Here is a 22,558-nt window from a genome sequence, read left to right as displayed (position 1 = left end):
TTACAGAACTCCCGCTTGCAGTAAGTCATGCATATTCATTGCGCCGCAAGGACGACCTTCATGGTCGGTAATAATCAGTCCGTTTATTTTGCGATCTTGCATTAGTTTTAATGCTTCGGCAGCCAGCATATCCGCATTCGCGGTCGTGCATGAACGCGTCATCACATCAGCAATAGAGGTGCTGTGCACATCGACCTGATTATCCAGAATACGGCGTAAATCACCATCGGTAAAAATGCCGGCTAATCGGCCGTGAGTATCTGTAATTGCGGTCATGCCCAGACCTTTACGAGACATCTCCAATAAGGCGTCACGAATAATATCGGTTTCTGACACCAGTGGAATACGTTCGCCAGTGTGCATAATATCGTGCAGGCGCAGTAATAAGCGCTTTCCTAGTGAGCCACCTGGATGCGACAAAGCAAAGTCGTCGGCGGTAAAACCTCGCGCATTTAGGAGTGCGACGGCTAACGCGTCTCCCATGACCAATGTTGCGGTAGTGGACGCTGTTGGCGCCAAACCTAATGGACAGGCTTCCTGAGCGACCGCAATGCACACGTGGGTATCTGCAAGCCGAGCCAGAGTGGATTCAGGCTTGCCTGTCATGGCAATCAGTGGCACACCAAGGCGTTTAATCACCGGTAAAATGTTCAGAACCTCTGACGTTTCACCACTGTTTGAAATAGCAATAACCACATCTTGAGCCGCAACCATGCCTAAGTCGCCGTGACTGGCTTCGCCTGGGTGCACGAAGAACGATGGTGTTCCCGTTGATGCCAATGTGGCGGCTATTTTCCCGCCAATGTGCCCTGATTTACCCATACCGGTCACAATAACCCGGCCTTTGCAGTTAAATAATGTCTGACAGGCCGCATCGAAGTTATCATCGAGGTACTCATAAAGCCCTTCAATGGCTTGCTTCTCAATATCCAGGACTTGTTGCCCTAGTTGGCGAAAGTTCTGGGTCACTTGCTTCATTGCTTTTTCCCAATCTTAAGTCTACTGGGGCTATAATACGTTATTCGTTTGGGTTATGCCTACCGCCAAGGCGGAAATCTTGCGATTTTGCCTAAAATTAATTACTATACCAACCAGACGGTTTAGAAAAGGTGTTGTGTATGCAAACCCAAAATGATTCTCAGAACAAAGTCGGTCGCCCCAGTAACAAAGCGCTGATTTTGGATGCTGCGGATAGCTTAGTTGCTAGTGAGGGAGCTTCACACCTGACGTTTGATGCGTTGAGTCAGAAAACCGGTATCAGTAAAGGCGGTTTGCTTTACCACTTCGCCAATAAAGACGCTTTGCTTCAAGCCATGTTGCAGCGTCGTGTTGAGCGTTTTGAGTCGTTGAGAAAAGAGCATCTCAAGCGTCTTGATAGTGACCCAAATAAAGCCCCCAAGAGTATATTATTGGCCGCTTTGGATACGGATGCTGAGTGCGCCCGTTTAGGAAGTGGAATGCTGGCAGCTGCAGCGAGCAACCCTGAATTGCTGGAACCGTTAAAGCGCCATGTTAACGACACCATAAAGCAGATGGAACAGCATTTGGGTGAGCAAGTCGGACGAATGCTTTTTTACTCGGTGCATGGCGCCCGATTGTTCGAGCAATTGAACTTATGCGAGCAGTGTGTAACTGAAAGAGAGCAATTTGCGGAATATTTACTGAATCAAATCGATAAATTAACGGAAACCCACACCGGTAACTGATAAACTTTGCAACAATTATTACGGTGCAGGATGTAACCGGAAACCGTTATACTCTTCAGCTTTAATGAAGCTTAGCGGTCGAGAGAAACAGGAAAGCGTGTGACACAGTTAGTTGAGTTAAAAGACGTTCATTTTGGCCATGGTAACAGACCGCTATACAAAGGTTTGTCGTTAAGCGTGCCAAAAGGAAAAGTGATAGCGGTGATGGGCCCCAGTGGTATCGGCAAAACTACACTGCTGAAACTTATTGGCGGCCAGCTCAAGCCAAGTAAAGGCAGTATTAAAGTGGCTGGTGAAGAGGTGCCCCAGTTAAGCCGGGACAAGCTTTATGAGCTTAGAAAACGCATGAGCATGCTGTTTCAAAGCGGTGCGTTGTTTACCGATATGTCGGTGTTTGACAATGTTGCTTTCCCTTTGCGTGAGCATACCGAGCTTTCAGAAGACATTATTCGCAGTGTTGTTTTGATGAAACTGGAAGCGGTTGGGTTGCGCGGAGCAAGAGATTTAATGCCCTCTGAGTTATCCGGGGGGATGGCACGACGCGCGGCACTGGCCCGGGCTATTGCTCTTGACCCTGAATTAATTATGTACGACGAGCCCTTCGCCGGGCAGGATCCCATTTCAATGGGCGTGATCGTGAAACTGATTAAGTCACTGAATGAATCCTTAGGTTTAACCTCCATCGTGGTCTCTCACGATGTCAAAGAAGTGTTGTCTATCGCTGATTATGCGTACGTCATTGCGGATAAGAAAATTGTTGGTGAAGGTACGCCGGACGAGCTGAGAAATAACAACACCGATATTATTCAGCAGTTTTTACAAGGCAATGCAGATGGCCCTGTGGCGTTTCATTATTCCAATGACGACTTCACGACGGACTTACTGGGGGGCGATAAATGATCCAGTTTTTAGAGAATATAGGTCGTCGTGTATTAGATAGCGTGGCGGGTATTGGTTTTGCTTTAGCTATGTTTGTCAGCGCCATTATCGGTAAGCCTCAACCGCGCAAATCCTGGCCGTTGTTCATTAAGCAAATGTATGTCGTTGGCGTATTGTCAATGGTCATTATTATTGTCAGTGGCTTGTTTATTGGCATGGTTTTAGGACTCCAGGGTTATACGATATTAGTCGATTACGGTGCCGAACAGAGTCTAGGACCAATGGTGGCGCTCTCATTGTTGCGTGAATTAGGGCCGGTTGTTACTGGTCTACTGTTTGCCGGCCGGGCCGGCTCAGCGTTGACCGCAGAAATAGGGTTAATGAAGGCGACGGAGCAGTTATCGAGCTTAGAAATGATGGCTGTTGATCCATTACGCAGAGTTATCGCACCGCGGTTCTGGGCCGGTTTAATTAGTATGCCATTGCTGGCACTTATGTTCTCAGCCGTCGGCATTTATGGCGGCTACTTAGTCGGGTCGGGTTGGCTTGGCGTTGACGAAGGTGCGTTTTGGTCTGTCATGCAATCAGCTGTCGACTGGCAGGATGATTTATTAAACGGTGTCATCAAGTCAATTGTTTTTGCTTTTGTTGTTACCTGGATAGCCCTATACAAAGGGTATCGGGCAGTGCCAACATCTGCAGGTATTAGTGCAGCGACAACCTCAACCGTTGTGACTGCGTCCTTAGCCGTTTTAGGTCTAGACTTTATTCTTACAGCTATCATGTTTGGTGGGTAACCATGGAATCAAGAAAAACACAGTTATGGGTAGGTATTTTTGTTGTACTGGGCGTGCTGGCGCTGTTTTTTATTGCGTTACGAGCGGCCAGCGGCACCATGACCACATCGGGTGAAACCTACACGCTTTATGCAAAATTCGACAATATTGGTAGCTTGAAAGTACGTTCGCCGGTGAAAGTGGGGGGCGTTGTTGTTGGTCGAGTGACCAATATTTCATTGACCGGAGACTATTACGAGCCGTTAGTTGAAATGTCTATCAGCAAAGAATACGACGAATTTTCCGAGACCAGCTCTGTTTCTGTTCTGACTTCGGGGCTACTGGGCGAGCAGTATTTAGGCTTACAACCCGGTTTTATTGATGACAGCGTCAGCATGCTTGAAGACGGCGATTCAATTACGGATACCAAGTCAGCATTAGTGCTAGAGAACTTAATTGGTCAATTCTTATTTAGTCAGGGCAATGATTAGTATTAAGGAGTCAATCATGTCATTTAAAAAGTGGCTGCTAGCGCTTGTCGCCATGGTGGTTGTGAGCTCAGCAGCAAATGCGGAACTTATTCGTAATGACGACCCGCATGAACTCTTAAAAGAAGTGGCCGAAGTCACGTTTGAACGGATTGAAAACGAGCGAGCCAAAATTGATGAAGATCCAAATTACTTAAAGGTCATTGTGAAAGAAGAGCTCATGCCTTATGTGGATAGCTTGTATGCTTCTAAAAAAGTACTTGGCCGCTACTTAAGAGATACCACACAAGAGCAGCGGGAAGCCTTTTATCGTGCTTTTTACGACTATTTAGTGGCGACGTATGCGAGAGCCTTTACTCAGTACGATGAGAGCAAACACACGGTATCTTTTGAACCCGCAGCAGAGCTTCCGGATGATGCACGGACGGCGGTTGTAAAAACGCGGGTTAAGGAAACTGGACGCCCTGAGATACGCCTGGATTTTCGTATTCGTTATGATCGCGATGAAGATATCTGGAAGGCCTATGACTTAGTTGTTGAAGGTATTAGTTTGTTAAATAGCAAACAAAGTGAAATTTCTGCGGTGATTCGCTCCAATGGCATTGATAAAACAATTGAACTTATTGAACAAAAGGCGCAAGAACCTATCAAAGCTGACGAAGAAGTTGATAATCCAGCTGAGGGAATATAATGAGCACGGCACAGGCATCGGTGAGTCGAACAGAAGACAGTGTTATTGCCTTTAAAGGCTCGCTGACGCGTAACAGCGTCCCGGCCTTGTGGAAGACCCGCGGACAGTGGCTTGGCGATCAGTTAGTGTCTGTTGATGTTAGCCAGGTTGAGGTTATTGATACTGCCGGTGTTGCGTTTCTGCTGGAAGTGATGAAAGCAACGCAAGGCACTAAGGCGCCACTAAAATGCATCGGTGCCTCTGAACAATTGAAGCAAATTGCGTCAGTCAGTGGCGTTGAGTCTCTGCTTTCGTTAAGCTAGTCGCCTTTTGAACAGAACATAAGCGGTCAAATTACAAATGAATGAAGAACAGTTAAAAACCTTACTCAACGACGCACTCGATCTCAGTGAACTCTACGTTAAAGTTGACGGCGCCAATGTTGAGATTATTGCCGTCAGTGAAGCGTTCGAAAGCATGAACAAAGTGAAGCGTCAGCAAGCTATTTACGCACCACTGAACCCTCATATTGCCAGTGGTGAAATCCACGCGGTATCCATAAAAGCGTACACGCCGGATGACTGGGCGCGTGATAAAAAACTGATGATGCCTTAAGGCTTGACTGTTGATGGATAAGTTTAAAATCAGAGGTGGGCAGACGTTGTCCGGCACCGTTACTATTTCTGGTGCCAAAAACGCTGCGTTACCTATTCTTATGGCAACCGTATTGCCATCCGATAAAGTAACACTTTCAAATGTGCCTAACTTGCACGATGTGGATACCTCTTTAGAGCTCTTGGATTGCCTTGGTGTCACTCACTCTCGGGTGGGTGAAACAGCAGTGTGTATTGATCCAACCACACTCAATCACTTTAAAGCGCCATATGAGCTGGTGAAGACGATGCGCGCATCCATTTTGGTGCTCGGTCCATTGTTGGCTAAAACAGGTAAGGCCGAAGTCTCTTTACCCGGTGGATGCGCAATAGGCGCTCGACCGGTCAACTTGCACATTGAGGGCCTGCGCAAAATGGGTGCTCATATTGATGTGGAAAATGGCTACATAAAAGCTTCGGTGGATGGGCGTCTTAAAGGCGCTGAGATACTGCTTGATACGGTCAGTGTGACAGGCACTGAAAATTTAATGATGGCGGCGGTATTAGCAGAAGGCCAAACGGTCATAGAGAACGCTGCTCGCGAGCCGGAAATTGTGGACTTGGCGAATTTCCTGAATGCGCTGGGGGCCGATGTCCAGGGCGCTGGTAACGACACCATTTATATTAACGGTGTTGAAACGATTTCAGGTGGCGAGTACAGCGTCATGCCTGACCGTATCGAAACGGGGACGTTTTTGGTGGCGGCGTTGGCAACGGGCAGTTCGGTTCGCTGCGAGAAAACGGATCCATCCGCCTTGGATGCGGTTATTAAGAAGCTTGAAGAAGCCGGGGCGATCATTGAAAAAGGTGATGACTGGATATCGTTAAAAAGTCCTAAACGGCCAAAAGCGGTCAATATTATTACCGCACCCCACCCAGGCTTCCCGACGGACATGCAAGCGCAATTTTGTACACTCAATACGATTGCTGACGGAACGGCTAATATTCGTGAAACGATTTTTGAAAACCGGTTTATGCATATTCCCGAACTGAGACGCATGGGTGCCAACGTCGATTCTGAAGGTAATACAGCCATTTGTCATGGCATTGATAAATTGACGGGCGCTGAAGTCATGTGTACTGACTTGCGAGCGTCAGCGTCTCTGGTAATTGCCGGACTGGTAGCGACCGGAGAAACCACGGTTGAACGTATTTATCATATTGACCGTGGCTATGAATCTATTGAGAAAAAGCTACAAGCGCTTGGCGCTGATATTGTTCGTGTCAGCGAAAAGTAGATTATTTGGGGAGTGCAGCAACGGTGACAGTGGTGACCATTTTCTGTTCTCCCCGGTAAAACTCAACTTCTAACGCTTCGCCGGGCTCAGCATTCGCGACTTTATCAAGCCCCTCTGGTGCTGAATGAACCGGCTGTCCACCAATAGAAACAATGAAGTCATTACGTCTTAAGCCCGCTAACGCAGCGGGGCTGCCTCTTTCCACCCCAGTAACGTAAATTCCGGATAATGACTGTTGCTCACTAAAATTGGGGTTAACCGTGATGCCGATGTAACCTCTCACTACTTCGCCTTCACGAATTAATGTGTCCATAACGGATTGAGCGGTGGCGTAGGGCACGGCAAAATAAATGCCTTCTCCGCCATCGTCGAATGATGAGTTATAGCGAGCATTATTAATACCGATGAGTTCCCCGGCTGTATTAACTAATGCACCGCCAGACGCACCTTGGTTGATGACGGCATCCATTTGTATCAGATCGGAATAGGAGTTACTCACGCCAACGCGGCCGCCGGTTGCACTAATAATGCCCTGAGTAATGGTTTGGCCAATATTGTAGGGATTACCAATAGCTAACACTATATCGCCGACTTGTACGCGACGATTTGACTGAACCGGAATAACGGGTAAATTATTGGCGTCTATTTTCAACACCGCAAGGTCGGTATAACGGTCACTGCCGATGAGCTGCGCTGCGTATCGTCGCCCATCCTGAAGGGCCACTTCAATCTTATCGACATTGTCGACGACGTGATGTGCCGTCAGAATATAGCCATTTGAGTCCATAATAACGCCAGAGCCAAGCCGCCAAACGCGAGATGACTGAGGCTGGTAGTATGAGCCCTGAATTTCACCCATGCTGTAGATGTTAACAACAGCTGGCGCGGCTTTTTTTACCGCCTGACTAAACGAAATGACGTCGTCCTGAGACTGTCGGAAGGAATTATTCTGACTCCATAAAGGTTGAGTCAGTAACACAATGGCGGCAACGACAAGGCCTAAACCAACCGATTGAAACAAAAACCGTAGTATTGGAGACACGCGTTACTCGCCTTTTATTTATTATTAGGTGGCATCAGCATAGCACTGATGCCACTACAATGTCACAACCTCAGTTAGCGTTACGCAGCACAATGAAGAGTGAGCTGTCGTCACGTTTGACATTCAAAGCGATGACGCCCTGTTTGTCTTCAATGGCTTCTCTTAAATCAGAGACACTCGTAACACGCTTGCGGTTCACGCCTTGAATAATATCGCCCTCCTCAAGACCAATACGCGCTGCAGGAGAGCGTTCCTCAAGCTCTGTCACTTCTATACCTTGTTGACCACTGGCCACCGCTAAGGTTGCCCCTTCAAGCGCCGGGTGAATTGCAGCTGCAGTTACTGAAGTATCCTGAGAGCCTAAAGTGACATCAATGGTCATCTCTTCGCCGTCGCGAATAATGCCAAGCTCAATCGCCTGACCAGAGCCAATCGAACCGACTAATGCACCCAGTTCAGAGAATGAGCGAATGGATTGGCCGTTAATTTCAACAATCACATCGCCCGACTCAATACCTGCGTCCGAGGCTGCACTTCCTGGAATAACCTGAGACACAAAAGCACCCCGGTTAACTGGAATATTCAGCGCTTGTGCAACATCGTGAGTGAGGTCGTTACCGCGCACGCCAAGAACACCTCGACGGACTTCGCCGAATTCAATCAATTGCTGAACTAAGTTGTTCATCATGTCTGAAGGAATAGCGAAACCGATACCGATGTTGCCGCCGTTAGGGCCTAAAATAGCCGTGTTAATGCCTATGAGCTTGCCATCTAGCGTAACCAAGGCGCCGCCGGAGTTACCACTGTTAATAGCCGCATCGGTTTGAATGAAGTTTTCCAACTCTTCAATACCAAGGCCGGCACGACCTAATGCGCTGACAATACCTGACGTGACGGTTTGCCCTAATCCAAATGGGTTGCCGATAGCAACAACAAAATCACCAACTCGTAGCTCCGATGATTTACCCAGTTGAATTTCGGTAAGGTTTTTTCCATTTTCAATTTTTAGTAGCGCAACATCGGAGCGCTCGTCTGTGCCTATCACTTTGGCATCGAACTCGCGTCCGTCTTTTAACGTGACTAAAATTTCGCTTGCATCATCAATGACGTGGTTATTAGTAACAACATACCCATTTTCAGCATCAATAATGACGCCCGAACCTAAGCCCTGGAATGGACGTTCACGGACTTGTTCATGAGGGGCGTTTGGGCCAAAGAAGAAGCGCAATGCATCGGGTAGACGCTGTCGGACTTCCCGCTTTCCTTTAACTGAGATGTTGACAACGGCTGGTGTGACCTCTTCAAGCATTGGAGCAAGTGTTGGTTGCTCGTCGTCTTTATCAAAAAATGGAATGCCGGCGTTGGCTGGAGAGCTCAAGGCTGTTGATGCAACAATAACAAGAGCACTGAATAAGGCTAAGACTCGCTTCATGATCAGAGTAACTCCTTAAATAATCACTGACAAACGGTTCCACTTTATGACCGCTTGTCAGTGATATGAGTTCACTCTAAAAATGTTTCAAGATATGTTAGACGGATCTTTTTTGTCTGACTCACGTCGGTCGTCTGAGAAAAGACCGCTAGGTCCTTCCGTATAGTCGCGTGGGATTTGCTCGGCTTCACGACCATCGCGACCCGAACGATGATCTTGATTTAATGAATTCGCAACCCGTAACTGTTTAATTGTGTCTTCCGAGAAGAACGGCAAGTCTCCCTGAGAACCTGGCTGCTGGAGAAGCTCGGCACTCTGATTCAGGTAGCTTTGTAACTTCTGCTGAGTGTCAGATAGTTGTTCCATCATCGCGTTAGCGGTAGCGAAGTGTTCTGCGACTTCGCGCTGATATTCACCAAGTTGTTGTTGGCTTTTCTCTACCTGCTCTTCAAGATTACCGGACTGACCATTTGTTTGCGTGTAGCGTGCAATGAAAAAGCCAATAATGGCTCCAGCTATCACTAATAAAATTCCAATAATCCAGCTCATAATTGACTCCTCAGCAAATAACAACAGCGTTTTCTTGATTGCTGCATAACACCTTCATGGTAACATAATATTTATTAGGATAATCGCAACTGGGGTGAAGTGGTAGTGCCACAACAGCAAATGTCGCCAATTGATCGTTACCGTTATGACATTGAGCACAATGGTTTTTCAGAGGATGCGGCACAGCTTAACGCCGTCGAGCATTTACAAAGACTTTACGAGGAGCTCTGCGCCTGGAATGACTACCAGCAGGGCTCAGCGTTGAAGCGTTGGTTTTCAAAAGCGCCACCGAAACCAAAAGGGCTTTATTTTTGGGGTGGGGTAGGTCGCGGTAAAACGTATTTGGTGGACACTTTTTTTGAAAGCCTGCCATTTGATGAAAAGTGGCGTATTCACTTTCATCGCTTTATGCATCGTGTCCACAATGAATTAAAGCAGTTAGATCAGAAAAGCGATCCGTTAGAAATTATTGCGGACAAAATTGCGGATGAAACTCAGCTTGTTTGTTTTGATGAGTTTTTCGTGCAGGACATTACTGATGCAATGTTGCTTGGAAAACTGTTTGAATACTTATTCGAGCGTGGTGTCATTTTGGTGGCAACATCAAATATTGTCCCGGATGACCTCTATAAAAATGGCCTGCAGCGGGCACGCTTTATTCCGGCAATTAAACTGATAAAAGCAAACTGTGAAGTAGTGAATGTCGATAGCGGCATCGACTACCGGTTGCGTACGCTGACCCAGGCCGAGATTTTTCATTCACCGTTAGACCCCCAGGCGGATGATAATCTTTGGCAATATTTTAAGGATCTTGCGCCTGAATGCCGCGATGACTATGAGTCAGACAGTATTGATATCGAAGGTCGGAGGATTGGGATAAGAGCCGAGTGCGATGATGTCGTGTTCTTTGACTTTGCGGATATTTGCAAAACAGCCCGTAGTCAGAATGATTATATGGAAATAGCGCAGCTGTATCACGCCGTATTAGTCAGCAATGTTGAGCAAATGGGGGCTGGTAAAGATGATATTGCCCGCCGCTTTATTGCATTAGTTGATGAGTTTTATGAGCGTAAAGTTAAGCTGATTTTGTCAGCAGAAGTACCCATTGAGTCACTTTATACTGAAGGCCAACTGAGCTTTGAGTTTCGCCGCTGTGTGAGTCGCCTACAGGAAATGCAGAGCCGTGAATATTTAGCTATGGCACACAAAGCATAAATTTCAAAAAATGCGTGATCTTTGAGCGCATTTTTCCTATAATCCGCGCAGCCCACGTTACAGTCCATTACGTTAACTTCGGTTAAGTAATGGTTGCAGCAAGTAAACTAATGATTTTATTCATTATTTTATTGTTGTGATTCGCGGGGAAGCCCGGAATTACTGTCCGTGAACTTTTAAAATGTAGGTTTTATACAATGAAAACATTTGTAGCCAAGCCAGAAACGGTAAAACGCGACTGGTACGTAGTAGACGCTGAAGGCAAAACTTTGGGTCGTTTAGCTACTGAAATTGCTCGTCGCCTGCGCGGCAAGCACAAGCCTGAGTACACACCTCACGTTGACACTGGCGATTACATCGTTGTTGTTAATGCTGAGAAAGTTGCTGTAACCGGTAACAAAGCTCAGGACAAGATGTACTACTCGCACACTGGATTTCCGGGTGGTATCAAATCAATCAGTTTTGAAAAGCTGATTGCTAAGAAACCAGAAATGGTCATTCAGAAAGCGGTTAAAGGTATGTTACCCCGTGGTCCATTGGGTCGTGCCATGTTCCGTAAACTGAAAGTGTACGCAGGTGCTGAGCATAACCATAATGCTCAACAGCCGAAACAACTGGATATATAATACGGAGCAAGAACACTATGGCAGATAATCAATACTACGGTACTGGTCGTCGCAAAAATTCCACGGCTCGCGTATTTTTGCGTCCTGGTAGCGGCAACATCAAAATTAATCAACGTGAACTGAACGAATACTTCGGTCGTGAAACTGCACAAATGGTTGTTCGTCAGCCATTAGAAGCGGTAGAGATGACTGAGAAGTTTGACCTTTACATCACGGTAAGTGGTGGTGGTACTACTGGTCAGGCTGGTGCGATTCGTCACGGTATCACTCGTGCATTAATGCAATACGACGAAGCGCTGCGTTCAACGCTGCGTAAAGAAGGTTACGTTACTCGTGACGCACGTCAGGTTGAACGTAAGAAAATCGGCTTGCATAAAGCACGTAAACGCCCACAATTCTCGAAGCGTTAATCTGCTTTTTGTGTGGTGTCAAAAACCCAGCTTCGGCTGGGTTTTTTTATGCGTACTCCAACAGGGTTACACCTCAGTTGTCGACGCATTACTCTTGTAAAAAGTGTGTCTTTTCTTTATTATCTCAAAGCATTTTCTGTGATCCGCTAAAGCGGACAAAAGCAGCAGCTAATTCCGACTTCGCGGCAATGAATCGTGAAGCGTCCAAAACTGGAGAATAGATGGATGAGCAATGCGCCTGTAGATAAAGGTCGCCGTCGTTTTTTGACTGTCGCAACCTCAGTGGTTGGCGGCGCTGGTGCGGTGGGTGTCGCCGTTCCTTTTATAGCGTCGTGGAATCCGAGTGCGAAAGCGAAAAACGCGGGCGCACCTGTAGAAGTGAATATTCGTAAAGCTGAGCCGGGTCAGTTAATCCGTGTGAAGTGGCGTGGCAAACCTGTATGGGTTGTGCGTCGTACACAGGATATGCTCGATGGGCTGTCGAAAATTGAAGACAGACTTCGTGATCCTAATTCAGAAGAACCACAACAGCCTCCTTACGCACAGAATCAATACCGTTCAATTAAAGAAGAGTTCTTCGTTGCGGTTGGTATTTGTACTCACCTGGGCTGTTCTCCATCTTATTTGCCGAGCGGAATGGGCGAACACGTAGAGGGTGTGGAATCAGGCTTTTTCTGTCCATGCCATGGCTCTAAGTTTGATATCGCCGGACGTGTATTCCAAAGCGTCCCTGCACCATTAAACTTGGTTGTACCGCCGCATTACTTTGTCGACGAGAACACCATCTTGGTGGGTGAAGATAAGGGGCAAGCATAATGTTTAAGCGATTTGTAGAGTGGATGGATGCTCGCATCCCGATGACAAAAACTTGGAACATCCACCTGGCGCAGTACCCAGCTCCAAAAAACTTCAATATGTGGTACGTATTTGGTTTTTTGGCAACGATAGTTCTTATTAACCAAATACTGACCGGTGTTTGGCTGACCATGAATTACGTGCCAAGTGCTGAAGGTGCGTTTGCGTCAGTTGAATACATTATGCGTGACGTCGAGTACGGTTGGTTATTGCGTTACATGCATTCAACCGGTGCTTCCGCATTCTTTGTCGTGGTTTATCTGCACATGTTCCGCGGCATGATGTACGGTTCTTACCAGAAGCCTCGTGAGCTTATCTGGCTGTTCGGTATGTTCATCTTCCTGGTGCTTATGGCAGAAGCCTTCATGGGTTACTTATTGCCTTGGGGACAAATGTCCTACTGGGGTGCACAGGTCATCATTTCCCTGTTTGGTGCTATTCCGGTTATTGGTGATGACCTGACACTGTGGATTCGTGGTGACTACGTTATTTCCGGAGCAACCCTGAACCGCTTCTTTGCACTACACGTTATAGCCTTGCCTCTGGTATTGGTTATTTTGGTGTTCTTACACATTGTTGCGCTGCACGAGGTTGGTTCGAACAACCCCGACGGTGTTGATACCAAAAAGCCAAAAGGCACAGTGCCAGATGAAGAAAAGCCGAAGTTCAAATTTCACGAGCGCTTTACAAGCAAAAAAGACATTGTCGACTCAATACCGTTCTTCCCTTACTATATCATTAAGGATATGTTCGGTTTTGGTGTATTTCTGTTTGTTTTCTGCTACGTCATTTTCTTTAATCCGGAAATGGGCGGATTTTTCCTGGAGCCACCAAACTTTGAGCCAGCGAACCCTCTGAAGACACCAGAGCATATCGCGCCTGTTTGGTACTTCACTCCGTTCTACGCAATTTTGCGTGCGGTACCAGACAAATTATTCGGCGTTATTTTAATGTTCGCAGCGATTGTTTTCCTGGCGCTGTTGCCATGGATAGATCGTGGTAAAGTTCGCTCAATTCGCTTCCGTAGCGTATTGCACAAACTGAACTTAACCGTATTTGCGATTAGCTTCATTGTGCTTGGCTATTTAGGTACTCAGCCTGCGACGCCTGTAGCGACTATTTTTGCGCAAATATTTACGTTCCTATACTTCGCTTTCTTCGGGTTACTGTGGTTCTACAGTAAACGTGAGAAGACGAAACCGGTTCCAGAAAGGGTGACGTCGAAATGAAAAAATTGTTAATCGCTCTTATGACTTTGGTTCCGTCGCTGGTTTTCGCGGCGGGTCCAACCGTACCTTTGGACGAAGCTGAGGTTGATCTGCATGATAAAGCATCACTGCAACGTGGTGCACAGTTATACATGAACTACTGCTTGGGTTGTCACCAATTGCAGTATCATCGTTATAATCGAACCTTTGAAGATCTTGGCATTCCACAGGAGCTGGGTGAAGAAAACCTGCAGTTTACTGGTCAAAAAGCGGGTGATCGTATTACCAATAATATGAGCACCGAAGCAGCATCTAACTGGTTCGGCACTGCAGCACCGGATTTAACCAACGTGGCTCGTGTACGTGGAGCGGATTGGATATATACGTATCTGCGTTCGTTCTATAAAGACGATAGCCGTCCGTTTGGTGTGAATAATGCCGTGTTCCCGAATGTGGGCATGCCGCACGTATTGCAAGAGCTTCAAGGTGTACCGGAGAAAACATACGAAGAACGTATGATCGACGGGAAGATGAAGGACGTTTATGTAGGAATTAAAACCGATGGTAGCGGTCGCTTATCAGAGAGCGAATATGATCAGGCTGCGCTTGATTTGACCTCGTTCCTGGTTTACATGGGCGAGCCAATGCTATTAGAACAACGTCGTATTGGATGGTTTGTATTCGGATTCCTACTTATATTTACGCTTTTAGCCTGGTTCTTGAAAAAAGAGTTTTGGAAAGATCTTAAGTAATTGGGTCTGTTTATCCGCAAAAGCGGAGTTTAAAAGGGTGGCTTGCCACCCTTTTGCCGTTGATATTATCTGGAGAAAGGAATGGCTGTAACAGCAAATAAACGCTCAGTAATGACGTTATATTCAGGAAAAGATGATTTAAAAAGTCATCAGGTGCGTTTGGTTTTGGCTGAAAAAGGTGTTGGTGTTGAAATCACGTTCGTGACGGAAGACTATACACCGGAAGATTTATTGCAGCTTAACCCATATCCCGAGGCGGCACCCACGCTTGTTGATCGTGATTTAGTGCTTTATAACGCACAAATCATTATGGAATATTTAGACGAGCGCTTTCCACATCCTCCGCTTATGCCGGTTTACCCGGTCGCACGAGGCACTAGTCGCTTAATGATGTACCGCATCGAGAGAGATTGGTACTCGTTAGCGGACAACATAGCGAATGGTGATGCACAAGCTAAGCAAGAGTTGAAAGAAGGCATTCTGTCGTTGGCGCCTGTTTTCGCTGACGCACCTTACTTCATGAGTGAAGAGTTCAGCTTAGTCGATTGCTACCTTGCACCGCTACTTTGGCGCTTACCGGCATATGGCATCGAGCTGGAAGGTCAGGGAGCGAAAGAAATCAAACAATATATGGTGCGCCTGTTTGAGCGTAAGACGTTCCAAGACTCTTTGACTGAAGCTGAAAGAGAGCTTGCGCGTGCTTAATAAACGCGACCATTTGCTTCAAAGGTGGAGGAAGTAACGATGACACCGAAACGTCCTTACTTATTGCGAGCACTGTATGAGTGGATCGTTGACAATGAGCTTACTCCCCATTTGGTGGTTGACGCTACTATTGTGGGGACGGTCGTGCCTCAAAACTTCGTTAGCGATGGACAAATAGTTCTCAACATATCGTCATCTGCAGTACAAGGATTGCAGTTGGGTGATGCTGAAGTTAGGTTTAACGCCCGCTTTGGTGGAAAGCCGATGCAGGTTGTTGTTCCTATGACCGCGGCGTTAGCGATTTATGCGCGTGAAAATGGCGCTGGCGCCATGTTCGAAGCAGAGCCTGAGCTTGACAATATGCCTGAACTTGACGAAGAACCTGAAGCGTCGACGTCTTCGTCAGAAGAGAGTAGTGATAGCAGCTCAGATAAGCCTAAAAAGCGCAGTCATCTGAAAGTTGTAAAGTAAAATGTTAAGGCATTAACCCTTAATTGTTAATGCCTTAATGACCCTTTCTACACCATCAACATTTCTGGCTATTTCTATAGCCGCGTTTGCCTGTTGCTGAGTGACATTACCTAATAAGAAAACTTCCGCGTTCTCTGTCACCACCTTGATACTAGTGGCTGGTACGGCCTCGTTACTGGCGAACTTTAGCTTAATTTTACTGGTTATCCAGCTATCGCCAGCTAACACCCCGGCGCTCGCTTTAGAGCCAATGCGAATTTGATTAAATATCTGATTAATGCCGTTGGTATCGCGAATGGTGTCTTCAGCAAGGCGCTTCAACGCTTCTGTTGGTGCCTGCCCAATAAGAAGGACATTGTTGTTATAACTCACCGCGACCACTCGCGCTTTATTGAGTCTTTCTTCATTACCTAATTTAGCGTTGGCTTTCATTTCAATGGTTTGATCATCGATTTGTGTACCAATAGTGCGAGGATCGCTGGCAGAGCTAACCCCTACGGCCGCAGCACCAACGGCTACTGCAGCGCAGCCTTGAAGGAGACCTAAACAAAGTGCCGCAATAATTAGACTATGACGACTTTGACTCACCATCTTAATGCTCCTCAGGAAAAATAGTCGACTCAATTTGCTCGCACAGGCTGTGCAGTATAAATAACTGTGTTTCTAACACTCTAGCTGCATTTAAGCTTGGGACGCGCAGCTCAACATCATTAGGGCCGAGTAACCCTGATACTAACTCGTTGCCTTCGCCAGTTAGTGCAATAATGATCATCTCTCGGCTAATCGCACTTTCCATGACGCCGGTCAGTTGCTCCGAATCTTTATCCGCAATAACCAGTAATATATCTCCGGACTGACCGAGTGCCGCCAGTTGCTTTTTCGGATTGGCAGACAAGCTCATGACAGGAAAAGGAGGACGCTCCAACTTCATTCCTTCTGTCATTAAGTGTACAAAATGATCGGCTAGCGAGCTGCTCGTATCGGTTCCTGAGATAAAGACGCGTTGGCCGTTAAGCAAGTGCCCAACAAGCAATTCAACAGTTCCTTGCATGTCTTCAGAAAGACTTTCAACCGCTGATATTTGGGTTTGAATGCTCTGTGTAAAAAGCGCTTTTACAGACTCGTCAGTCATCATTGTTAAAATGCGTCCTTAATCCATTCTATTTCAGTAGAGCTTCCGCTAATACCAATAACATCAAACCTAATGGCGGAGGTGTGTTCATCGATATTATGAGTCATTAAATAATGGCGCGCAGTATAGCGAATTCTACGACACTGCTGGGGTGTTATTTGTTCCAGAATTGACGCAAACTTTTCATTCGCCCGATACTTCACTTCAACAAATACCCAGTAGTTCTTGTCTCTCGCGATTAGGTCAACCTCGCCGCCATCAATTCGATAATTTTCTTTTACGGTATTGATATTATGTTGAGACAGAAACGTCTTCGCCAACGCTTCGGCTTTATTGCCTGCGACTTTTTCCTGCACTGGGCTGTTCCTCTAATACGGTCAGACGTCCATTTCTAAATGCCGCCCATTGTAACTGCCTATGCACAATTTGTTGCTCCACATTAAGGACACCGCTTAAACCTTTCAATCGCGTTCCGGGCATGCGCTGCATGATAGCCAGACGCTGTACTAAGTCGACACTGTCATAGCCCATAGCGGCTAATCTGGCTTGCGACAGCCCCCACCCCGGGCGAGCTTCAAGCCATTGATTGAGAAGTATATTTCCCCCACCATTTTGGGTTAGCCAAGGGGTCTCTGAAAATATTAGACCGTTCAAATCGTTGTCGCCCAGTTGATTGCTGAGCTCATGCGCAGATGAAGTTCCGTAAACAGGAATGCGCTGAGCAAACGGTGATATACTCACATCAATAAAGGGTTTTAACAGACGAACTTGTTGGAGATTACCTGGCAAGTAAATACCACTTATATCACGGCGACTCCGCTCTTGCTCGTCAACGATGATTTTACCTGCTGCAATTTTTACTGCGCGAATACGCTCTTTACTGCCAATAAGCCCCAGCGATGTTTCAACCGCTGACTTCATGTCATCGCGCTGACTAAATAGGCTGACTGAAGGCTCATTAATACCTGACCAGCTTGCCTTGTATCGTTCAACCATTCGCTTTGAACTTGGCGTGTCCGCGGCCAGAACCAGCGGACGCTTAGTTTGGCTCGATGCCGAGCTCATAAAGTCTGACGCTTGCTGTGCTTCTGTTTCGGGGTTTAGTGCAAAGAACAGGGTTGTGCCACTTTCAGGCGATTGAGGTGTATTGTTTTCAAGCTGATTAAGGAATACTTGAGGAATCGTTGAATTTGCCTGGCTGACCCAGTGGGTAACTGAGTCTTTTAAAAGGGGGCCAATAATGCCGGCCGGCATTAACTCTTGTACTTTTGACTGTTGTTGCTCGAAGCTTAATGCATTTGTATCGATAAAGACCAGTTCAGACGAGGTGTTTTCACTGACTTTTGCAATGATACCATCGCGCACGGCCAAACCTTGAGCTTCATATTGGCCGGACAGTGGCAGCAATACCGCAATGGTTTTAGCTGTGTTCATTTCCGATTCAGCATGTTCACTGTTGTCTTGCTTCCATGAGCGAACCAGTTCTTGTGCGGGGTGATTCGGAAAACTGTTTTGCCAGTTATCCAGTAACCTTGCGAAAGACTCGGGCGATGCCATTGCCTGGTGGTGATTATCAATGAGCCGCCACCAACCTGCTAAAATCAGGTCTCTGGGGCGCGCTTCCGGCAGTTGCGATTGAGTAACCCAGCGAGCTGTCTGCCATAACAGTTGCGGTGAAAGTTCGTCGGAATAGCGTTGGGCTTCCACTTGCCATACCAGCGCTTGCCAGTACTGCTTACTCTCACTAGCGGCAAAAGCAAGCAACTCAAGGGTTAAACGCTTGTATTCCTTTTGAGTGAAACGTTCGGGAAGCCCGTTAAGAACGTCGTAAACCAAAGACCATTGCTCATTGTGCGCGTACCAACGACCCTTAGCCAAACGATAATAGCGGTTTGCATCGCTAGTGAGTTGGCTTTTATCGAGGCGGGACAGTATCGCTGCTGACTTTTGCCATTGCTTTTCATCTTGTAAGGTTAATGCTGCCTGCACAAGAGCCGAGTTTTTCGCGATGTTATTGGAAGCCTGCCAAGCGTCATTAAGCCAATCGGTGGAGCTTTTAGCGTCTTCTAAATCAAGAGTTTGCTGTTGAACGTCCGGACGCTCTTGCGGCGCCTGGGTGCGTTTAGGCGCTGACGTACATTGTGTCAGAGCAAAGCAGGCAATAATGGCGATAAAAACAAAACGATACGCTTTAAACACAGTAAGATTCCGCATTGACGACTATTCGGTGATACTATAAACCGCATTGCACATGGACACAAACGAAGGCACTCTTATGTCGGATACGGGCACACTCTATATTGTACCCACACCAATTGGAAACCTCTCTGATATTACTGAACGGGCACTGTCGGTGTTCAGGGAAGTTGATGCAATTGCCGCGGAAGACACACGTCATACTCGTAAATTACTTGAGCACTATGGAATACAAGTTCCCGTGTTTGCATTTCACGATCATAACGAAAAAGCGAAAGCTGAACAGCTTGTTGAGCGTGTGAAGGGAGGCGATTCTATCGCGTTGGTCTCCGATGCGGGTACGCCGTTAATCAGTGATCCGGGCTATGCGCTGGTGAACTTGTGTCGACAGCAGAATGTAAAAGTCACGTCGTTACCGGGAGCGTGTGCATTGACAGTTGCGTTATCTGGTGCGGGCCTTCCAACGGATAGTTTTCAGTTCGAAGGTTTTTTACCATCGAAGCCAACGCAGCGTCGTGCGACACTGGAAAGTTTAGCAACTGTGGTGAGGACATTGGTGTTTTATGAGAGTCCGCACCGTATTCTCCATACCCTTGAGGATATGCGAGAAATTTTTCAGGAAGACCGGAAAGTGGTGTTAGCGCGAGAGCTAACCAAACAGTTTGAAACGTATTTAACGGGCTCGGCGAGTGAGCTCGTCAAGCGCCTAACTGACGACCCAAACCAACAGCGTGGTGAAATGGTCCTGTTAGTGGAACCTTTTGAAGCGCCAACGGACACCTCTGGTCCTGGAGAGGATGCGAAACGAACGTTGCAAATATTGCTTGAAGAGCTGCCGTTGAAAAAAGCCGCTGCATTATGTGCGAAGCTTCACGGTGAGCGTAAAAACGAGTTGTATCAGTGGGCACTCAGCCAGAAAAACAACGATTGAGTTAGTGGACGACACAGCGTAGAATCCGTCGCCGGAGAGTTGGCCAGACAATCGCTGCCTGTTTACAGGGGGAGGAAAGTCCGGGCTCCATAGGGCAGGGTGCCAGATAACGTCTGGGCGGCGTAAGTCGACGACTAGTGCAACAGAGAGCAAACCGCCGATGGCTGCTTGCAGCACAGGTAAGGGTGAAAGGGTGCGGTAAGAGCGCACCGCGCGGCTGGCAACAGTTCGCGGCACGGTAAACTCCACCCGGAGCAAGGTCAAATAGGGGTTCATTGGCGCGGCCCGCGTTGAACCCGGGTAGACTGCTTGAGGGTCAGGGCAACCTGATCACTAGATGAATGATTGTCCACGACAGAACCCGGCTTATCGGCCGACTCTCCCCTTCTTTCTTATGTCGTTGCCTGATTCTACTAGAATTGCCACTTTTTCAGGAAAGTAATAAGTTCGTCGAGGCTCAAGCCATGGCTGATGTAAAAGCCTTGTGCAAAGTCGCATTGTTGGCGTTGCAAGAACTCCCACTGCGCTTTGTTTTCCACCCCTTCCGCAATGACATCAATATCCAGAGCTCGGGCGACACGCAATAGCGCTTCAGTTAACGCCACTTGAATCCGATTCTCTGGTGCGTTATTCAAAAAACTGCGGTCAATTTTAAGATAGTCAACCGGATAACGTTGTAAGTAATTAATGCTTGAATAACCTGTACCGAAGTCGTCGATGGCTATTTTCACACCGTGGGAGCGTAAGTAGTGTAGAATGTGGATTTGTCGCTGCTTGTTGCTCATAAGCAGTGACTCAGTAATTTCAAACGTTACTTTTTCCGTTGGTAACTGGTGCTGGCGAATACATTCAAGCCATTGTTTAGCAGCGTTAATGTCGTTTAGTTCGCGTTCGGAACGGTTAATAGATAAACCAATATGCATACTGTCCTTATGCAATAAACTCCAATCGGCACATGCCTGTTCGAGAACAAATTGACCAAGCTCGTGTATTAGACCAGTGCTCTCAGCGACGGGAATGAACTCAGCAGGAGATATTGTATCGCCGTTATCATCTGTCCAGCGTAAGAGCGCTTCGCATTTCTCTATTTTTCCAGAGGTCAAATTAACAATAGGTTGGTAGACCAAACGAAACTCGTTATTTTTTAACCCAAGACGCATGCGGTTATGTATGGAATTTTGATGCTCGGTGCGTTGGCGTAATTCGTCATTAAAGAAGTAATGGGTACGACGACCGGCTGCTTTTGCTGCGTACATTGCGAGGTCAGCGTTCTTAAGTAATTGCTCAGTATTAAGGCCATCATCGGGATACAAGGCAATGCCAATACTACAAGACGTTTGTGTTTGGCTGTGTTGTAACAGGAACGGTTTAGTTAACGCGCTATTCAGTTTGAGGGCTAATTGGTTAATGACCTCTTTTGATTTAAGGCGATTAATAACCACGACGAACTCATCACCACCCAACCGAGCGATAAAGTCTTCCGGCCTAAGTTGCTGCTTTAAACGCGAACCAGCAACTTTCAGTAACTCGTCTCCAAAGTCATGGCCTAAGCTGTCATTCACTTCTTTAAAATGATCGAGGTCGATAAACAGTACGGCAAAGTTGTTGTATTTTGAGTCCTTACTCGTTAAACGGTTTAATTGCTTAATGAAAGAGCGGCGGTTGTGTAATTGAGTTAGCGAATCAAAGTTGGCTTGCTCATCTATCGTTTTGAGAGCGGCTCGGAGCCTTACCTGTGTATGAAGCAAGTAGTACATAAAAGCGTTCATGATTAACGCTAATAGCAGTCCAATGCTAACAATACTCCAGTAAAGCGGTCCTCGGGAGACCCAGCTTCCGCTCATCGGGGCTGTTGCGAGTAACCAGCGACCAGAGGTCAGAGCGACATTACTGGTCACATGATCTTTATTCCAGACCGACTCGTCACCAAATTCAAAATCCCGTTTGCCTGACCCTGATACCTTAGCTAAAGCGCTTGTATAAATACCATTACTGGCGTTAACGCCGCTGTTTTCCATCAGTTCGTCAATTTGAATGACAACAGCGATAACCCCCCACAAGTTGTTATCAATGATCACCGGAGCACGTGCGATGAGCGCTAATCCTCCCTGAACCAACTGAACCGGACCATCAATCACAACGTCACCATTTTCAATGGCTTTTTGCACTCCGGCAAATTGGATCTCTGAATCCCGGTAATTAAATCCTAATGCATCTTTGTTGCCTTCAAGAGGGTGCACATATTGAATGATGAGGTTTGGGGCAAGAGCGACGTGGCGGATTGGTAGGTCCGTTGTCATGAGCTCCTGCATTAATGCGGCAAAGCGATCGCTGGAAATATCCGGGGACAGTTTAATTTCGGCGCGTAAGGCGCGCACAGTCACCAAAGAGGAATTGACTTGCCCTTCTAGTGCGGCTCGTAACTTACCCAATCGCTCTGTTGCCGTGCGCTTACGAGCTTCAACCGTCTGGGCATGTTGGTTTTCTGCAAACCAAATGACTCCGGCACTAGATAACGCAAAGCTCAAGATTATAAAAAGCCAAAACCGCTTCATTTGCAACCTTACCCCAAAGTGTCTCGCTCGAGTATTACATAAATTTATTCAACGCTCTATCAGATAGAT

The 22,558-nt window shown here is 46.9% G+C and carries 26 protein-coding genes and 1 other RNA gene; 18 read left to right on the top strand and 9 right to left on the bottom strand.

From position 1 onward, the window contains the following. Positions 1–978 (bottom strand): KpsF/GutQ family sugar-phosphate isomerase, encoded by a 978-nt coding sequence (locus tag EST55_RS05280; protein ID WP_129496746.1) that lies wholly within the window; start codon positions 976–978, stop codon positions 1–3. 140 nt (positions 979–1,118) lie between these two features. On the opposite strand from EST55_RS05280, the gene EST55_RS05275 reads away from it, so the two are divergent. The 8 genes from EST55_RS05275 to murA all read left to right on the top strand — a co-directional run bounded on the left by EST55_RS05275 (position 1,119) and on the right by murA (position 6,410). Further along, the gene (locus EST55_RS05275; RefSeq protein ID WP_100690833.1) at positions 1,119–1,706 is read left to right on the top strand and encodes a TetR/AcrR family transcriptional regulator; all 588 of its coding nucleotides are present in this window, start codon (positions 1,119–1,121) and stop codon (positions 1,704–1,706) included. Positions 1,707–1,805: 99 nt separating this feature from the next. Further along, entirely contained in the window at positions 1,806–2,606 is an 801-nt protein-coding gene (mlaF, locus tag EST55_RS05270) for a phospholipid ABC transporter ATP-binding protein MlaF (protein WP_100690832.1), read from the top strand. After that, on the top strand, positions 2,603–3,382 hold the full coding sequence (gene mlaE, locus EST55_RS05265; protein WP_129496745.1) for a lipid asymmetry maintenance ABC transporter permease subunit MlaE: 780 nt from the start codon (positions 2,603–2,605) through the stop codon (positions 3,380–3,382). The genes mlaF and mlaE overlap by 4 nt, the downstream gene beginning before the upstream one ends. A 2-nt stretch (positions 3,383–3,384) precedes the next feature. After that, complete coding sequence (gene mlaD, locus EST55_RS05260; protein ID WP_126752012.1) at positions 3,385–3,852, top strand: outer membrane lipid asymmetry maintenance protein MlaD; 468 nt, start codon at positions 3,385–3,387, stop codon at positions 3,850–3,852. A gap of 16 nt (positions 3,853–3,868) precedes the next feature. Continuing rightward, the gene (locus EST55_RS05255; protein ID WP_088768919.1) at positions 3,869–4,540 is read left to right on the top strand and encodes an ABC transporter substrate-binding protein; all 672 of its coding nucleotides are present in this window, start codon (positions 3,869–3,871) and stop codon (positions 4,538–4,540) included. Further along, positions 4,540–4,842 carry an STAS domain-containing protein gene (locus EST55_RS05250; RefSeq protein WP_129496744.1) on the top strand — a complete coding sequence of 101 codons (303 nt, stop codon included), beginning with the start codon at positions 4,540–4,542 and terminating at the stop codon, positions 4,840–4,842. Before EST55_RS05255 ends, EST55_RS05250 begins: the two co-directional genes overlap by 1 nt. A gap of 37 nt (positions 4,843–4,879) precedes the next feature. Further along, on the top strand, positions 4,880–5,134 hold the full coding sequence (locus EST55_RS05245; protein WP_088768917.1) for a BolA family protein: 255 nt from the start codon (positions 4,880–4,882) through the stop codon (positions 5,132–5,134). 13 nt (positions 5,135–5,147) lie between these two features. After that, positions 5,148–6,410 (top strand): UDP-N-acetylglucosamine 1-carboxyvinyltransferase, encoded by a 1,263-nt coding sequence (gene murA / locus EST55_RS05240; protein WP_129496743.1) that lies wholly within the window; start codon positions 5,148–5,150, stop codon positions 6,408–6,410. Position 6,411: 1 nt separating this feature from the next. On the opposite strand, the gene EST55_RS05235 is transcribed toward murA, so the two are convergent. The 3 genes from EST55_RS05235 to EST55_RS05225 all read right to left on the bottom strand — a co-directional run bounded on the left by EST55_RS05235 (position 6,412) and on the right by EST55_RS05225 (position 9,433). Further along, positions 6,412–7,452 carry a trypsin-like peptidase domain-containing protein gene (locus tag EST55_RS05235; RefSeq protein ID WP_198400868.1) on the bottom strand — a complete coding sequence of 347 codons (1,041 nt, stop codon included), beginning with the start codon at positions 7,450–7,452 and terminating at the stop codon, positions 6,412–6,414. A gap of 70 nt (positions 7,453–7,522) precedes the next feature. Continuing rightward, the gene (locus EST55_RS05230; RefSeq protein WP_129496742.1) at positions 7,523–8,884 is read right to left on the bottom strand and encodes a DegQ family serine endoprotease; all 1,362 of its coding nucleotides are present in this window, start codon (positions 8,882–8,884) and stop codon (positions 7,523–7,525) included. Between the two features lie 87 nt (positions 8,885–8,971). Continuing rightward, positions 8,972–9,433, bottom strand: a complete 462-nt coding sequence (locus EST55_RS05225) for a YhcB family protein (protein WP_129496741.1) — start codon at positions 9,431–9,433, stop codon at positions 8,972–8,974. A gap of 120 nt (positions 9,434–9,553) precedes the next feature. On the opposite strand from EST55_RS05225, the gene zapE reads away from it, so the two are divergent. The 8 genes from zapE (at position 9,554) to EST55_RS05185 (ending at position 15,675) form a co-directional block, all read left to right on the top strand. After that, positions 9,554–10,648, top strand: a complete 1,095-nt coding sequence (gene zapE / locus EST55_RS05220) for a cell division protein ZapE (protein ID WP_129497006.1) — start codon at positions 9,554–9,556, stop codon at positions 10,646–10,648. 197 nt (positions 10,649–10,845) lie between these two features. Further along, positions 10,846–11,274: a 50S ribosomal protein L13 gene (gene rplM, locus EST55_RS05215; protein WP_053953056.1), complete on the top strand. Its 429-nt coding sequence runs from the start codon at positions 10,846–10,848 to the stop codon at positions 11,272–11,274. Positions 11,275–11,291: 17 nt separating this feature from the next. Continuing rightward, a complete protein-coding gene (rpsI, locus tag EST55_RS05210) occupies positions 11,292–11,684 on the top strand; it encodes a 30S ribosomal protein S9 (RefSeq protein WP_088768912.1) in 393 nt (130 codons plus the stop codon). A gap of 225 nt (positions 11,685–11,909) precedes the next feature. Beyond that, positions 11,910–12,500 carry a ubiquinol-cytochrome c reductase iron-sulfur subunit gene (gene petA, locus EST55_RS05205; RefSeq protein WP_088768911.1) on the top strand — a complete coding sequence of 197 codons (591 nt, stop codon included), beginning with the start codon at positions 11,910–11,912 and terminating at the stop codon, positions 12,498–12,500. After that, on the top strand, positions 12,500–13,768 hold the full coding sequence (locus EST55_RS05200; protein WP_058576792.1) for a cytochrome bc complex cytochrome b subunit: 1,269 nt from the start codon (positions 12,500–12,502) through the stop codon (positions 13,766–13,768). Before petA ends, EST55_RS05200 begins: the two co-directional genes overlap by 1 nt. After that, complete coding sequence (locus tag EST55_RS05195) at positions 13,765–14,499, top strand: cytochrome c1 (RefSeq protein ID WP_129496740.1); 735 nt, start codon at positions 13,765–13,767, stop codon at positions 14,497–14,499. Before EST55_RS05200 ends, EST55_RS05195 begins: the two co-directional genes overlap by 4 nt. 81 nt (positions 14,500–14,580) lie before the next feature. Continuing rightward, positions 14,581–15,204, top strand: coding sequence for a stringent starvation protein SspA (gene sspA / locus EST55_RS05190; protein WP_129496739.1), 624 nt, complete (start codon positions 14,581–14,583; stop codon positions 15,202–15,204). Positions 15,205–15,243: 39 nt separating this feature from the next. Beyond that, positions 15,244–15,675, top strand: coding sequence for a ClpXP protease specificity-enhancing factor (locus EST55_RS05185; RefSeq protein WP_129496738.1), 432 nt, complete (start codon positions 15,244–15,246; stop codon positions 15,673–15,675). A gap of 12 nt (positions 15,676–15,687) precedes the next feature. Here EST55_RS05185 and dolP read toward each other — a convergent pair whose 3' ends face one another. The 4 genes from dolP to EST55_RS05165 are packed head-to-tail and all read right to left on the bottom strand — an operon-like array spanning position 15,688 to position 19,006. Beyond that, positions 15,688–16,266 (bottom strand): division/outer membrane stress-associated lipid-binding lipoprotein, encoded by a 579-nt coding sequence (dolP, locus tag EST55_RS05180; protein WP_100690820.1) that lies wholly within the window; start codon positions 16,264–16,266, stop codon positions 15,688–15,690. 1 nt (position 16,267) lies between these two features. Next, positions 16,268–16,810 (bottom strand): SIS domain-containing protein, encoded by a 543-nt coding sequence (locus EST55_RS05175; protein WP_240665249.1) that lies wholly within the window; start codon positions 16,808–16,810, stop codon positions 16,268–16,270. Between the two features lie 2 nt (positions 16,811–16,812). Continuing rightward, on the bottom strand, positions 16,813–17,163 hold the full coding sequence (locus tag EST55_RS05170) for a YraN family protein (RefSeq protein WP_100690819.1): 351 nt from the start codon (positions 17,161–17,163) through the stop codon (positions 16,813–16,815). After that, positions 17,138–19,006, bottom strand: a complete 1,869-nt coding sequence (locus EST55_RS05165; protein ID WP_129496737.1) for a penicillin-binding protein activator — start codon at positions 19,004–19,006, stop codon at positions 17,138–17,140. Before EST55_RS05165 ends, EST55_RS05170 begins: the two co-directional genes overlap by 26 nt. 76 nt (positions 19,007–19,082) lie before the next feature. Here EST55_RS05165 and rsmI point away from each other — a divergent pair, with 76 nt between their 5' ends. Beyond that, positions 19,083–19,934 carry a 16S rRNA (cytidine(1402)-2'-O)-methyltransferase gene (gene rsmI / locus EST55_RS05160; RefSeq protein ID WP_129497004.1) on the top strand — a complete coding sequence of 284 codons (852 nt, stop codon included), beginning with the start codon at positions 19,083–19,085 and terminating at the stop codon, positions 19,932–19,934. 35 nt (positions 19,935–19,969) lie between these two features. Next, positions 19,970–20,319, top strand: an RNA gene (gene rnpB / locus EST55_RS05155) — RNase P RNA component class A. A 28-nt stretch (positions 20,320–20,347) separates the two neighbouring features. On the opposite strand, the gene EST55_RS05150 is transcribed toward rnpB, so the two are convergent. Further along, entirely contained in the window at positions 20,348–22,489 is a 2,142-nt protein-coding gene (locus EST55_RS05150; protein WP_129496736.1) for an EAL domain-containing protein, read from the bottom strand. Between the last annotated feature and the right edge of the window lie 69 nt (positions 22,490–22,558).

This window comes from Idiomarina sp. 29L (assembly GCF_004123135.1).
Classification (GTDB): domain Bacteria; phylum Pseudomonadota; class Gammaproteobacteria; order Enterobacterales; family Alteromonadaceae; genus Idiomarina.
Note: the sequence above shows the minus strand (reverse complement) of the source record. Positions and strands in the feature narration are given on the sequence as shown.